The sequence below is a fragment of the Streptomyces sp. NBC_00388 genome (assembly GCF_036061255.1).
GTDB lineage: Bacteria > Actinomycetota > Actinomycetes > Streptomycetales > Streptomycetaceae > Streptomyces.
This window is the reverse complement of record NZ_CP107948.1, coordinates 3,564,021-3,577,802: the sequence shown is the minus strand read 5'-3', so window position 1 is coordinate 3,577,802 and position 13,782 is coordinate 3,564,021. Positions and strand designations below refer to the sequence as shown.

Genomic DNA, 13,782 nt, shown 5'->3' with positions numbered 1-13,782 from the left:
GGGTTGGTACAGCGGCTTGCACGGATGTGGGCCGCACAGTGGAGTGAAGGCAAGGGGCAGCGAATGGCCGGGCTCGCAAGTGATGGGTCGAACCCTGATGTCCGGCTGCTCTACGACGTCAACGGTCTCGCGAAGTCGGCCCCGGGCTGGGCGGACCGGGCCATGGAGTTCACCGGCGAGTACGGGATCCTGCTCGCGGTGGTGCTGCTGGTGCTGGGGTGCTGGTGGAGCGTGCGCAAGCGGCCGGACACCGAGTCGGCCGTGACGGCCGTCGCCGGGATCGTCTGGGCGCCGCTGGCTGCCGGGATCGCTGTCCTGGTGAACGTGCCGATCCGGGGATTCGTCGGGCGTGCCAGGCCGTTCGTCGACCACCAGGGGCTCGACGTCCTGGTGAAGGGCAAGACCGACTTCTCCTTTGTGAGCGACCACGCGACGCTGGCGATGGCGATCGGTGCCGGACTCTTCGTCGCGCACCGTAGGTTCGGGCTCGCGGCGATCGGTCTCGCGCTGGCCGAAGGGTTCTGCCGGGTCTTCATGGGAGTGCACTACCCGACCGATGTGGTCGGCGGGTTCGCGCTGGGTACGGCCGTCACGCTGCTGCTCTCGCCGCCGGCGATGGCGCTGCTGACCCCTGTGGTGCGGGCCGTGGCCCGCTCCGAGCGGGGGCGGGTGCTGGTGCGGTCGCGCCGGATCCGGACGGTCGCGGCGGCGGTGGAGATCCCGGAGGCGCGGTCGGATTCGGGGCGCAACGATCTGGCGGCGTGACAGTTTCCCGCTGCGGGCTGCGGGCTGCGGGCTGCGGGCTGCGGGCTGCGGGACTCGGTTCCGGGCTGCGTCGTCACGTGCCGGACGGGCTCGGATCCCTCGCAGGTGAAGAGGAAGAGGGAGTGCTCGGGGCGGCGTCCCGTGCGCTCCTGGTCAGTTCGGCGTTGAACTGGGCCCCCGCGAGCAGGGACAGGTTGGAGACCCAGAGCCAGACCATGAAGACGACGACGCCCGCAAGCGATCCGTACAGCCTGCTGTAGGTGCCGAACCCCGCCGCGTACGCCGTGAAGCCCGCCGATGCCGTCAGCCAGAGCAGTGCAGCGAGTACGCCGCCGGGCAGGCCGCTGTGGGCGGCCCGGGCCACGGGTGGTCCCGAGCGGAAGAGCAGCAGGACGAGCAGGGCCACACAGCACAGCAGCGTCGGCCATTTGAGCAGGTTCCAGACGTCGTTCCCCGCGTTGCCGAGACCCACCGCGTGGCTCAGCGAAGCGGCCAGGGACCCGCTGAGCACCAGCACGAGCGCGCTCACCACCAGCAGGCCGAGCAGGGCCACGGCCGTCAGCAGGATGCGGTGCGCCTTGCGCAGGGCGGGGCGCTCGTCCTTGACCGCGTACATGGAGTGCAGGGCACGCCGGAAGACCGCGAGGTAGCTGGAGGCGGACCAGAGCGAGCTGGCCGCTCCGCCGATCAGGACGGTCAGAGCGGCGGAACGCTGGCCCGCCACATGGCTGAGCGCCTGGTGCAGCGCGGCGCCCGATTCGGCCGGGGCCCACGCGCTGACGTCGGCGATGAGTTCGTCGGTGGTCGCCGGGGCGACCAGGCCGATGACCGAGATGGTGACGAGGAGCGCGGGGACCAGCGCGAGGATCGCGTAGTACGTGAGGGCGGCGGCCCAGTCGGACACGTCGTCGTTCCACATCGAGACCGGGGTGCGGCGCAGGGCTGTGCCCCCGCGTGACCACACGTCGGATGCGGTCCGGGGGCGGGGAGCGCGCCGGCCGGGACGGGGGATCCCCGGCAGGGCCGGGCTCTCGCGGGGCTCCGGTGCGGTCCGTCGCTCCATGCGTGCCTCTCTGCCCTCTCCGCGAGCCGGCGTCCGCAGTGGTGTGGACCGTGACGCTGCCGGCCGGCCTTCTCCGTCGTTCTGCTGTTCCTGCCCCCGGCCTGGGGGTTTACCCCGCCCGGACGGGTGCGGCCGGGCGGGGCGGCAGGAGCGGAGCGCGGGCGGACCCGGAGCGCCGCCGGAACCTCAGAGCGCCTGCGGGAAGTCGAACACCCGCTGCGGGTCGTACTGCTTCTTCAGCGCGGCCAGCTTCGGCGCTCCCGCCCCGTAGTACGCCGTCCGCCAGTCCGTCAGCTTCGGGTCGATGTAGTTCTGGTAGGCGCCCCCCGACGCGTACGGGCCCATCGCCCGGTGGGTGTCCTTGAGCCAGGCCTGCTGGGCGGTGCCCGCCGTGCCGGGCTGCCAGGACGCTATGTACTGGGCCAGGATCCGTGAGCGCCGGTGCACGAACGCGGTGGCCGAGGGCGAGACCCGGTTGATGGCGCCGCCCAGCGCGGTGAGGGCGACCGAGCCCGCGCCCTTGGCGGCGCTCAGGCCTGCGAAGGCCTGGGTCCTGGACAGCAGTGCGCTGATACCGGCCGTGCTGAGCGTCCGGTCGTAGAAGTCCGATGCGGCGGCGTACGTCTCGCGCTGGAGCGTCCCCCTGGTGCTGCGGCCGGGCGTCGGCCCCGGCAGATGGCACTGGTCCTCGCTGAGGCTCCCGCAGCCCGCGTAGACGAGCATCGCGTCCTCGTAACCGCGCCTGCGCAGTGAGACGGAGCGTGCCGGGGCGCCCACCGTGTCGGCGAGGCGGTCGACCGCGTTCTGCAGGTCCCCGTACGTGCCCAGCGAGAACGCCGCGACGGAGACGCTCGGGGTACCACCCCCGGATGCCGCCTCCAGGTGCGCCGACGACCAGATCTCGTCGGCCTGCCCGGGGCCCCACTTCTGCCAGGCGTCGATGACCGCGTGCGCCTTGGACCAGGGCCAGGACATGTAGGCGGAGACGGTCTGCGGTGCTGCGTGCGTACGGAAGGTCATGCCGGTCACGACGCCGAAGTTGCCGTTGCCCGCGCCGCGCAGCGCCCAGAACAGGTCCTTGTTCTCCTTGGCACTCGCCGTCAGGCGGCTGCCGTCGGCCGTGATCAGGGTGGCGGAGGTGAGGCTGTCGCAAGTCAGGCCGTACGCACGGGAGGCGACACCGTGGCCGCCGCCGAGGGTGAGCCCCGAGATACCGACGGTGGGGCAGGAGCCGCCGGGGATGGCGCGGGAACTCCGGCCGAGCGTTTCGTAGATGTCCGCCAGCTTGGCGCCCGCGCCGATCGTGCCGTCGGCGGAGATGTGCGACAGCTTCGACACGTCGATGACGAGCCGGCCGTTGCCGGAGGACCAGCCGGCGTAGGAGTGGCCGCCGTTGCGTATGGAGACGGGTATGTGGTGCGCCCGCGCGTAGGCGAGGCATTCGCGGATGTCGTCCTCGCCCGCGATGTACGCGACGGCGGCGGGCTTCAGGTCGTCGTACCGGGTGTTGTAGAGCTGACGGGCCGTGGGGTAGTCGGCGTCGCCGGGGCGGACGAGCTTGCCGTCGAGCCCGTGCCCGAGCGCGGTCCAGCCGGCGGCGGCGCGTGGCAGGGACCCGGAGCGGCCGGTGCCGGGCGGGGGGCCGCCGGTCGTGGTGCTGGTGGTGGTGGCGGAACCGGCCCCGGAACCAGGCGGCTTCCGGTCGCCCGGGCCGGAGCCGCCGGTGCTGCGGCAGGCGGCGGCGGTGGCCAGGACGGGTACGGCGGCGAGCAGGGTGCGGCGTTGCACAGGTGGACCTCCCGGCGTAGGAGACGAGTCGCCGGGGGGTACGGGTTCCCTGCCGGGCCCGCCCGTTCGGTCACGGGGCCGCGCCGGGGTGCCGGCCTGCGCGGCGGAGCGGGCCGCCGGGACATCCGGGCCGCCGGGCTTCTCAGCTCCCCGCAAGGTGCTCCGCCCCGTCCGTACGGGCGCGTTCACGTGAACGGCGGGCCGGTCCTGCCCAGCCGCAGGCGCAGCGGGCGGTGCAGAAGGAGCCGCGCTCGGAGGTCGAGATCGCGTGGGTCCTGGCGTTCCGTGGGGGGTCGTCGTCGCGCACCCGTCCACGGTACTGGGGCGTGACGGTGGTTCCCGGGCGTCGTTAGGCGAAGGGGCGGGCGCGGACGACTACTGGCCAGGCGTTGGGATCGGCGGGCGATGGTGGAGCAGTACAGAGGCAGGGCCAGGGTGCTCGCCGGTGCCACGTTCGCTCTGGTCGGGGTGGTGGGGGCCGGTGGCTGTACGGCCGGGGCCGGGGCTTCGGCCGACGACCGGCACGGCGGTCCTGACGCGGTGCGGCAGGCCGCGCACGTCCTGGCCGGGGCCGGCACCTCCCGGGCGCGTACGTCCATGACGATGGCGACCGGCGGGACCCGGGTGACCATCCGGGGTGCAGGCGGCTTCGACTTCGGGCGGCGCAGTGGCCGGCTCACGGTCGCCCTGCCCCCGGATGCCGCGGGGACCGAGGAGCATCCGCCGATCACCGAGCTCCTGACGCCCGCCGCCGTCTACATGAAGAACCGGGGCGCGAGGGTGCCGGCGGGCCAGTGGGTCCGGATCGAGCCTGCGAAGCTCTCCGACGGGAATCTGGTGACCAACGGGGCGACCGATCCGCTGGTCGCGGCCGAGCTGCTGTGCGGGGCGCGCGGGGTGGCGTACGCCGGTACGGAGGAGCTGGCAGGCACCCGGGTACGCCACTACAAGGGCACGGCCGATCTCTCGGTGGCCGCCAGGAACGCGGCGCCGCAGGCCAGGGCGGTGCTGGCGGCGGCGGCGAAAGGATTCGCCGGGCCCGATGTGCCGTTCGACGCCTACTTCGACGCCCGGGGGCGGTTGCGCAAGGTCCGCGAGACGTTCAGCTTCTCCAACCAGGGACACACGGTCCAGGTGGCGTCCACCACACTGCTGTACGGCTTCGGCACTCCGGTGGCGGTGACGTTGCCGCCCGCCGGCGACATCTACGCGGGGGACGTCGAGTAGGAACCGCCAGGAACCAGTGGGAAATGGTCCGTCCGTGCCATGCGCGGCAGGTGTCCGCTTCCCTACGCTGGGAAGTCGGCTCGGAAAGGGGTGATGGCCATGGCTGGGGCGCTGACCGTCCAGGACCGCATCGCCCTTGTCGAGATCGAACTGTGCGGGGAGCTGATGATCGCCGCCGCCGCCTCGCTGGAGGAGCGGCTCAGCCAGGCCCGTATCGACGAGGTGCTCCTGGTGCGGGCCGCACCGCCGGAGGGCCGCCCTCCGGCCTGCCGGGACCGCGAGCGCTGAGCGCGCCCGTCCTGCGCCGCACGCTCGGCGTGCCTGCCGTTGCGCCGAACGCCGAACGCCGAACGCCGAACGTTCAACGCCCAACGCCCAACGCCCAACGCACGGCCTAACGACCGTCGGTTTTCAGCCACCGCCGGATCCGCTGCCGTCACCGCCGCCCGATCCACCGCGGGACCCCCACCGGATCGGGGTGCTCAGGTCCTCAGCAGCCGGGCGATGGCCTTGGTCGCTTCCTCCACCTTGGCGTCGATCTCCTCGCCGCCGCGGACTGCGGCATCCGCCACACAGTGCCGCAGGTGCTCCTCCAGGAGCTGGAGGGCGAAGGACTGCAGGGCCTTGGTGGAAGCCGATACCTGGGTGAGTATGTCGATGCAGTAGACGTCCTCGTCCACGAGCCGCTGGAGCCCCCGGATCTGGCCCTCGATCCGGCGCAGCCGCTTGAGGTGTTCGTCCTTCTGCTGGTGGTAGCCGTGCACGACGGGCTCGCCGCCCGGCTCCCGGCCCGCACGGTCGGGCGCGCCGGCCGCCTCGGTGGTTGTCATCGCGTCCTCCCGTTGTGGAACCGTTGTGAAGGTGGGTGACCTGCTGTCCAGAAAGGTTCTTGATACCCCTCGTGGGTATATAGTACCGATCCTTCCGAAAATCGGGGCGGGCCCCGTGCTGATGACTGTGCCCCATGGGCGACACTGAACAACGCCGGTTAGCCGTGGCCGGATGATGCGCCTAGCATCAGCCTGACCGAATCCAGAGCCCCGAGGACCCCACGTGCGCTTTCGTCTGACCCCCAGGGAGACGAGCTTCTACGACATGTTCGCCGCATCCGCGGACAACATCGTCACGGGCTCGAAGCTCCTCATGGAACTGCTCGGCGCGGACGCATCCGGCCGGGTCGAGATCGCGGAGCGGATGCGGGCAGCAGAGCACGCGGGAGACGACGCGACTCACGCGATCTTCCACCAGCTCAACTCCTCCTTCATCACGCCGTTCGACCGCGAGGACATCTACAACCTCGCCTCGTGCCTCGACGACATCATGGACTTCATGGAGGAGGCCGTCGACCTCGTCGTGCTGTACCAGGTCGAGGAGCTGCCCAAGGGCGTCGAGCAGCAGATCGAGGTGCTGGCCAGGGCGGCCGTGCTGACCGCTGAGGCCATGCCCAGCCTGCGGACCATGAACAACCTCACCGAGTACTGGATCGAGGTCAACCGTCTGGAGAACCAGGCCGACCAGATCCACCGCAAACTGCTCGCGCACCTCTTCAACGGCAAGTACGACGCCATGGAGGTGCTGAAGCTCAAGCAGATCGTGGATGTGCTGGAAGAGGCGGCCGACGCGTTCGAGCACGTCGCCAACACGGTGGAGACCATCGCGGTCAAGGAGTCCTGAACCACGTGGACACCTTCACTCTGATCGTGACCATTGCTGTCGCGCTCGGATTCACCTACACGAACGGCTTCCACGACTCCGCCAATGCCATCGCGACATCGGTGTCCACCCGGGCGCTGACGCCGCGTGCCGCGCTGGCGATGGCCGCTGTGATGAACCTCGCGGGAGCCTTCCTGGGCAGTGGGGTCGCCAAGACCGTCAGCGAGGGCCTGATCGCCACGCCCGAGGGGCAGAAGGGGATGGGTATCCTCTTCGCCGCGCTCGTCGGCGCGATCGTCTGGAACCTCATCACCTGGTACTTCGGCCTGCCGTCTTCGTCCTCGCATGCCCTGTTCGGCGGACTGGTCGGCGCTGCTCTCGCAGGCGGCACGATGGTGCACTGGAGCGGGGTGGTCGAGAAGATCGTCGTCCCGATGTTCCTGTCGCCGGTCGTCGGCCTCGTCGTCGGCTATCTGGTGATGGTCGCGATCCTGTGGATGTTCCGTAAGTCCAACCCGCACAAGGCGAAGCGCGGATTCCGTATCGCCCAGACGGTCTCCGCCGCCGGTATGGCGCTCGGCCATGGTCTCCAGGACGCACAGAAGACCATGGGTGTGGTCATGATGGCCCTGGTCATCTCGGGCCACGAGACCTTCAACGACGCGATCCCCGTCTGGGTCAAGCTCGTCTGTGCGCTGATGCTCTCGCTCGGTACGTACGCGGGCGGCTGGCGCATCATGCGGACCCTCGGCCGCAAGATCATCGAGCTGGACCCGCCGCAGGGCTTCGCCGCGGAGACCACCGGTGCCGCGATCATGTTCGGCTCGTCGTACCTCTTCCAGGCGCCCATCTCGACCACCCACGTGATCACCTCGGCGATCATGGGCGTGGGCGCCACCAAGCGCCCGCGCGCGGTGCGCTGGGGCGTGGCCAAGAACATCGTGCTCGGCTGGTTCATCACCATGCCGGCGGCCGCTGTCGTCGCGGCCCTCAGCTACTGGATCATCGTGCTGATCTTCTGACCTCGCGTCTTCTGACCTCGCGTGCGGACGACGCCGTACGGAAGGGCCCGCCCCCTGAATCCACGGGGGCGGGCCCTTTTCTGTCTTGCGGTGGCACCGCCATGCAGCACCGCAAGCCGTGGCGTCTATCCGAAGCGGCCCGAGATGTAGTCCTCGGTCGCCTGGACGGACGGGTTCGAGAAGATCCGTTCCGTCTCGTCGATCTCGATGAGCCGGCCCGGCTTGCCGACCGCCGAGAGGTTGAAGAAGGCCGTGCGGTCCGAGACGCGCGCCGCCTGCTGCATGTTGTGCGTCACGATGACGATCGTGAAGCGTTCCTTGAGCTCGCCGACGAGGTCCTCGATGGCGAGGGTGGATATCGGGTCGAGTGCGGAGCACGGCTCGTCCATCAGCAGGACCTGCGGTTCGACCGCGATGGCGCGGGCGATGCAGAGCCGCTGCTGCTGGCCGCCGGAGAGCCCGGAGCCCGGCTTGTTCAGACGGTCCTTGACCTCGTTCCAGAGGTTGGCGCCCCGGAGCGACTTCTCGACGATGTCGCTCAGCTCGCTCTTCTTGTACGAGCCGTTGAGGCGCAGGCCGGCGGCGACGTTGTCGAAGATCGACATGGTCGGGAAGGGGTTCGGACGCTGGAAGACCATCCCGACCGTACGGCGTACGGCGACGGGGTCGACCTGGCTCCCGTACAGGTTCTCGTCGTCGAGCATCACCTTGCCCTCGACGCGGCCGCCGGGGGTGACCTCGTGCATCCGGTTGAGGGTGCGCAGGAAGGTCGACTTGCCGCAGCCGGACGGGCCGATGAAGGCGGTCACCGAGCGGGGTTCCACCGTCATCGAGATGTCCTCGATGGCCTTGTGGGAGCTGTAGTAGGCGGTCAGGCCGCTGATGTCTATTCGCTTGGCCATGGAAATCAGCTTCTTCTCTCGGCCTCAGCGGCCGGTCTTCGGGGCCTTCCAGCGGGCGATGCCGCGGGCGACGAGGTTCAGGATCATGACGAAGGCGATCAGCACCAGTGCCGCTGCCCAGGCCCGGTCGATCGCGGGCGGCTCGCCGAGCTTGTACTGCTCGAAGATGTAGTACGGCAGGGAGGACTGGCCGTCCTCGAAGGGGTTGGTGTTGATCATCTGGCTGCCGAACACCAGCAGCATGATCGGCGCGGTCTCGCCCGCGATGCGCGCGATGGCCAGCATCACACCCGTGGTGATACCGCCGATCGCGGTCGGCAGGACGACCTTGAGGATCATGCGCCACTTCGGTACACCGAGGGCCAGCGCGGCCTCGCGCAGCTCGTTCGGGACGAGCTTGAGCATCTCCTCGGTGGAGCGGACCACGACCGGGACCATCAGGATGGTCAGGGCCAGCGCGCCCATCAGGCCCGACGGCTCGATGTCGGTCATCAGCATGATCGACAGGATGAACAGCCCGGCGACGATGGACGGGATGCCGGTCATGACGTCCACGAAGAACGTGACGGCCCTGGCCAGCGAGCCCTTGCCGTACTCGACCAGGTAGACGGCGGTCAGCAGGCCGATCGGGACGGCGATCACCGTGGCGATGCCGACCTGCTCCAGGGTGCCGACCAGGGCGTGGTAGACACCGCCGCCCTGGTCGGACGAGAGGACGCCGACCATCGAGTGGGTGAGGAAGTTGACGCTGAGGTCCTTCACACCGTGCCCGACGGTGGTCCAGAGCAGCGAGAGCAGCGGGATGACGGCCAGGATGAAGCAGACCCAGATGATGCTGGTCGCGAGGCGGTCCTTGGCCTGGCGCTTGTTCTCGACCACCGCCGTGGTGGCGTAGGACAGTGCGAGGAAGGCGAGCACGGCGATCAGGCCCCACTGGACCTTGCTGCTGAGGCCGGCGGCGAGGCCCGTGCCCGCGCCGATCACGAGCGCGGCGGTGGCGAATCCGGCCGGTGCCCAGCGGGGGAGGCTGCGCCCGCTGAGGCTTCCGGCTCCCTGCACGCGCGAGGCCGCCTGCTCCTGCCCGGTCTCCATGGCTGTGTCGGTCATGCGTTGGCCCCCGAGTACTCCTTGCGGCGGGCGATGATGAGCCGGGCCGCGCCGTTCACGAGCAGGGTGAGGACGAAGAGGACCAGGCCGGACGCGATCAGGGCGTCGCGCCCGAGCGGATTGGCCTCGTCGAACTTCGCCGCGATGTTCTGGGCGAAGGTGCCGCCGCCCGGGTTGAGCAGGTGCAGCGACATCACATAGCTGGGCGAGAGGACCGTGGCGACGGCCATCGTCTCGCCCAGCGCGCGGCCCAGGCCCAGCATCGAGGCGGAGATGACCCCGGACCGTCCGAAGGGCAGTACGGAGAGCCGGATGACCTCCCAGCGGGTGGCACCGAGGGCGAGCGCGGCTTCCTCGTTCATGCGGGGGACCTGGAGGAAGACCTCCCGGCTGACGCTGGTCACGATCGGCAGGATCATGATCGCCAGCAGGATGCCGACGGTCAGCATGTTCCTGGCGACACCGGGCTGCGTCTGGTCGAAGAGGTACGTCCAGCCGAAGTACTGGTCGAGCCAGACGTTCAGGCCGCCGAGGTACGGGACCAGGATCAGCGCGCCCCAGATGCCGTAGATGATGCTCGGCACCGCGGCCAGCAGGTCCACCACGTAGGCGAGTGTGGTGGCCAGCCTGCGCGGCGCGTAGTGCGAGATGAAGAGGGCGATGCCCACGGCGACCGGGACGGCGATGACCATCGCGATGACCGAGCTGACGACGGTGCCGACGAGCAGGACCGCGATGCCGAAGACCGGCGGTGTCTGCGAGGGCAGCCAGTCGAACGTCGTGAGGAAGTTGCCCTGGTCCTTCGAGATGGCGATGGAGGCGCGGTAGGTGAGGAACCCCGCGATCGCTGCCATCACCACGAGGAGCAGGACGCCCGAGCCCCGGGTGAGGCCCATGAAGACCCGGTCGCCCAGCCGGCCGGTGGACTGGCCGGACGGGGTGTGGAGGGGGGTTTCCGGTGGAGGGCTGTCTATCTGTGTGGTGGTTGCCATGGTCTTTCCGGTCTGTGTGGGGGAGCTGTGGCTCCCCTGGCGGCGGTGCACCGGATGGGGGGCGGTGGCCGGCCCGGAGGGGCGCTCCGGGCCGGACGCCGTCACTGCTGTGGAGCGGGTGGAGCCGGATTACGAGATCGTGGCGAGCGTCTTGCGCACCTTGGCGTTGATCTCGGCCGGGATCGGGGCGTAACCGGCGGTCGAGAGCTGCTTCTGGCCCTCGTCGCTCGCGGTGTAGTTCAGGAAGGACTTGACGGTGCCGAGGGTGGCGGCCTTGTTGCCCTTGTCGCAGACGATCTCGTACGTCACCAGGACGATCGGGTAGGCGCCGTCGGCCTTGGTGGTGTAGTCGAGCTTGAGCGACAGGTCGGGGCCGGTGCCGACGACCTTGGCGGCGGCGATGGCCTTGGAGGCGTTGTCGGGGGTCGCCTCGACCGGGGAGCCGGCGCCGGTGTCGATCTTGACGGTGGAGATCTTCTGCGAGGTGGCGTACGAGAGCTCGAAGTAGCCGATCGAGCCGTCGACCTGCTTCACCTGCTGGGAGACACCGGCCGAGCCTGCCGCGGCCTGGCCGCCGGGGGCGGGCCACGACTTGCCGACCGGGTACTTCCAGTCGTCGGGTGCCGTGGCGGTCAGGTACTTGCTCAGGTTCTCCGTGGTGCCGGAGTCCTCGGAGCGGTGGAAGGGCTGGATCGCCTTGGACGGCAGCTTCACGCCCGGGTTGAGCTTCTTGATCGCCGGGTCGTCCCAGGTCTTGATCTTCGTGGCGAAGATCTTCGCCAGCGTGGGGCCGTCCAGGACCAGGCTGTCGACGCCCTCCAGGTGGAAGCCGACCGCGATCGGGCCGCCGACCATCGGGAGGTCGATGCCCTGGCCGCCGCTGCAGACCTTCTTGGAGTCCGCGACCTCGGCGGGCTTCAGGGGCGAGTCGGAGCCGGCGTAGCCGACGGTGCCCTGGTTGAAGGCGACGATGCCCTCACCGGACGAGGACGACTTGTAGTTGATCTCGACGCCGGAACAGGCGGCCATGTAGCCCTTGGCCCACAGGTCCATCGCGTTCTTCTGCGCGCTCGAACCGGAGGCGCGCAGCTGACCCTTCGCACCGTCGCACTTGACGTCGGATGCGGCGTTCGTCTTGGTGCCGGTGCCTCCGGTCGAGCCGCTGTTGTTGTCCGAACCGCACGCCGTGAGGACCAGGGCGCCGGATACGGCGAGGGCGCCGAGCGCGGCGGCGCGAAGCCGGGTCTTGCGCTGCTGAAGCTTCACTTCGGGTGTTCCTTCCAGGAGCCGCCGGGTTTCGACTCGTTGTACGGCGGCGTGCGAAGAGGTGACCGGTGCGGCGGGCTGCCGTGCACCGTGTAAGGCCGAAATTAGGCAGATCAGGTGAAGTGGCCGACGGGGGTGAGTGAACGGAGAGTGAACCTCGGCGGACGACCGGGTGCGGGGTCGTTCGAGTGACGGAGGGGTGACCCGTGGGCACGCTCCGCCCCGGACCCGGATGGCGTGCCGTCGGCGTGGCCGGAAGCGGCGTGGAAGGCACGCGCACATATCAGCGGCCGGAGTGCCGTACGCGGCTGTGCCGTCCCGGGGACCGGGGCCCGTCCGGGTACCGCGCTCCAGGTCGCGCACCGCTGTCCGCGCACCGGTCGGACCGGTCGGACCGGTCGGACCGGTCGGACCGGTCGCACCGGTCGGACCGGCGCATGAACGTCGCGCCGGCCGCCGTTCACCGCACGGACGGGATCGCCACACTCGATCGCGAGCATGTGCGGGCTGTGCGGCCGTTCACCGGGCGCCCCGCGTCGCACCTGCTTCCGGACGGCCCGGGACCGGGGCACCGGCCGTCACGGGGACTCCTGCCGGGCCGTGCCGAGAGCGGCGTGCAGCGCGTCGACCAGTTCCCGGTCGCGCGGCTGGGTGAGGCGGGCGCGGGCGCCCGCCGGAGCGAGCCAGCAGACCCGGTCCACCTCGCTGTTGGGCGTGAACGCGCCACTTTTCGCCTCGGCGGCCCAGTAGCTGACCTCCTTGGGGCGGCCGTTCGCCGCGTACCGCAGGGTGGGCAGGCGCGCGCCGGGGGCACAGGTGTGGCCGGTCTCCTCGCGGACCTCGCGCAGGGCGGCGGCCAGGGTGTCCTCGCCGCGTTTCAGCTTTCCCTTCGGGTGCGACCAGTCGTCGTACTTCGGCCGGTGCACGAGGCAGATCTCCAGGCCGCCGCCCGGCGTGCGGCGCCACAGCACGCACCCCGCCGCCCGTACCGTGCCGTTCGTGCCGGCTGTGCCGTTCGTGCCGCCGGGGGTCATGGGGCGTTCACCGCCGTGCGCTGCCAGGTCTGCTGGAAGGTGTAGCGGGCGGCCTCGACCTCGTGGCGCTGGTCGGCGTGGAGCACCCCCAGGGCGTACGCCGTCGCGGGGGCGATCCGGGGTGTACGGGCCGCCGATGCGGCCGCCCCCGCGGCCTCGGCCGCCTCGCGGTGCTGGTCGAGCGCCTGGCCCGCGCCGTAGAGGCGCAGGTCGGGGCCGGGCCGGTCGTCCAGATGGGCGTGCAGGGCTTCCTGCGCGTAGCGGTGCAGCCGCAGCAGCAGCCTGACCTGGTGCCAGGGAGCGTCCTGGGCGTCGCTCAGCCCCTCCGCGTTGTACGGGTGCGCGGCCCGGTGCAGCGGCAGCGCGGCCACCGCCTCCCCGAGTCTGCGGCCCGCCGTCTCGGCCGCCGGTGGCAGGGTCTCGGTGGCGTACGTGGTGGCCGCGGGGGCGAAGGGCACCTCCGACGCCAGCAGGGCGACCGCGTCCGCCACCGCGTGGAAGCGGGAGGAGCCCAGCGCCTGGAGCGCGGCCGAGTGGGCGCGGGTCCTGGCCAGGGTGAGCTGCCGCTCCAGGAGCGCGCCGGCGCGCGCGGCGCCCACGGGGAGCGTGGGATGCGGGGCGGCGCCGTCGCGCGGGGCGGGCAGCGAGGCAGGTCCGTCCGAGAGCCTGCCGAGCGCTTCGAGCAGCCGCGCCAGCCGCGCCGCATAGGCGTGTTCGCGGGCCAGTGTGCCCGAGAGCCAGGCCAGTTCGGCGCGCAGCTGATCGGCCCAGGCCGCGTCGAGGTGACCGCGGAAGGTGTGCAGGGTGCCGCTGATGCGGCGGGCGGATCTGCGCAGGACGCGGGCGGCGTCCTCGTCTCCTTCCGAGTACGTGCGCAGGCTGCGGAGGAATCCCGCGGCCTGGTCGTGCAGATAGCGGGCGAGCAGCTCGCCCGCGGTCGCCGTCGGGTCAGGACGTGGCACG

15 protein-coding genes are annotated in these 13,782 nt (G+C 70.7%); 5 read left to right on the top strand and 10 right to left on the bottom strand.

The annotated features are described in order from the left end of the window. Positions 1-63: 63 nt before the first annotated feature. On the top strand, positions 64-765 hold the full coding sequence (locus OG917_RS16190) for a phosphatase PAP2 family protein (protein ID WP_328318312.1): 702 nt from the start codon (positions 64-66) through the stop codon (positions 763-765). A gap of 73 nt (positions 766-838) precedes the next feature. Here the strand turns inward: OG917_RS16190 and OG917_RS16185 are convergent, their stop codons facing one another. The 3 genes from OG917_RS16185 to OG917_RS16175 form a co-directional block, all read right to left on the bottom strand. After that, a complete protein-coding gene (locus tag OG917_RS16185) occupies positions 839-1,828 on the bottom strand; it encodes a YihY/virulence factor BrkB family protein (RefSeq protein WP_328318311.1) in 990 nt (329 codons plus the stop codon). Between the two features lie 186 nt (positions 1,829-2,014). After that, entirely contained in the window at positions 2,015-3,616 is a 1,602-nt protein-coding gene (locus OG917_RS16180) for an FAD-binding oxidoreductase (protein WP_328318310.1), read from the bottom strand. A gap of 142 nt (positions 3,617-3,758) precedes the next feature. Then, positions 3,759-3,923 (bottom strand): hypothetical protein, encoded by a 165-nt coding sequence (locus OG917_RS16175; RefSeq protein WP_328318309.1) that lies wholly within the window; start codon positions 3,921-3,923, stop codon positions 3,759-3,761. 98 nt (positions 3,924-4,021) lie between these two features. Between OG917_RS16175 and OG917_RS16170 the strand changes: the two genes are divergently transcribed. Continuing rightward, complete coding sequence (locus tag OG917_RS16170; protein WP_328318308.1) at positions 4,022-4,843, top strand: hypothetical protein; 822 nt, start codon at positions 4,022-4,024, stop codon at positions 4,841-4,843. A 93-nt stretch (positions 4,844-4,936) separates the two neighbouring features. Beyond that, the gene (locus OG917_RS16165) at positions 4,937-5,131 is read left to right on the top strand and encodes a hypothetical protein (protein ID WP_443058972.1); all 195 of its coding nucleotides are present in this window, start codon (positions 4,937-4,939) and stop codon (positions 5,129-5,131) included. Between the two features lie 194 nt (positions 5,132-5,325). On the opposite strand, the gene OG917_RS16160 is transcribed toward OG917_RS16165, so the two are convergent. After that, a complete protein-coding gene (locus OG917_RS16160) occupies positions 5,326-5,673 on the bottom strand; it encodes a metal-sensitive transcriptional regulator (protein WP_328318306.1) in 348 nt (115 codons plus the stop codon). A gap of 223 nt (positions 5,674-5,896) precedes the next feature. On the opposite strand from OG917_RS16160, the gene OG917_RS16155 reads away from it, so the two are divergent. Further along, complete coding sequence (locus tag OG917_RS16155; RefSeq protein WP_164266361.1) at positions 5,897-6,517, top strand: DUF47 domain-containing protein; 621 nt, start codon at positions 5,897-5,899, stop codon at positions 6,515-6,517. A 5-nt stretch (positions 6,518-6,522) separates the two neighbouring features. After that, entirely contained in the window at positions 6,523-7,518 is a 996-nt protein-coding gene (locus tag OG917_RS16150; protein ID WP_328318305.1) for an inorganic phosphate transporter, read from the top strand. A 125-nt stretch (positions 7,519-7,643) separates the two neighbouring features. Here the strand turns inward: OG917_RS16150 and pstB are convergent, their stop codons facing one another. The 6 genes from pstB to OG917_RS16120 all read right to left on the bottom strand — a co-directional run bounded on the left by pstB (position 7,644) and on the right by OG917_RS16120 (position 13,781). Further along, positions 7,644-8,420, bottom strand: a complete 777-nt coding sequence (pstB, locus tag OG917_RS16145) for a phosphate ABC transporter ATP-binding protein PstB (protein WP_328318304.1) — start codon at positions 8,418-8,420, stop codon at positions 7,644-7,646. Positions 8,421-8,444: 24 nt separating this feature from the next. Further along, complete coding sequence (gene pstA / locus OG917_RS16140) at positions 8,445-9,512, bottom strand: phosphate ABC transporter permease PstA (RefSeq protein ID WP_328321937.1); 1,068 nt, start codon at positions 9,510-9,512, stop codon at positions 8,445-8,447. An 11-nt stretch (positions 9,513-9,523) separates the two neighbouring features. Continuing rightward, positions 9,524-10,519: a phosphate ABC transporter permease subunit PstC gene (gene pstC / locus OG917_RS16135; protein WP_328318303.1), complete on the bottom strand. Its 996-nt coding sequence runs from the start codon at positions 10,517-10,519 to the stop codon at positions 9,524-9,526. 129 nt (positions 10,520-10,648) lie between these two features. Beyond that, entirely contained in the window at positions 10,649-11,785 is a 1,137-nt protein-coding gene (gene pstS / locus OG917_RS16130; protein ID WP_328318302.1) for a phosphate ABC transporter substrate-binding protein PstS, read from the bottom strand. Between the two features lie 578 nt (positions 11,786-12,363). Then, entirely contained in the window at positions 12,364-12,819 is a 456-nt protein-coding gene (locus tag OG917_RS16125) for an NUDIX hydrolase (protein ID WP_328318301.1), read from the bottom strand. Then, on the bottom strand, positions 12,816-13,781 hold the full coding sequence (locus tag OG917_RS16120; protein ID WP_328318300.1) for a CHAD domain-containing protein: 966 nt from the start codon (positions 13,779-13,781) through the stop codon (positions 12,816-12,818). Before OG917_RS16120 ends, OG917_RS16125 begins: the two co-directional genes overlap by 4 nt. Between the last annotated feature and the right edge of the window lies 1 nt (position 13,782).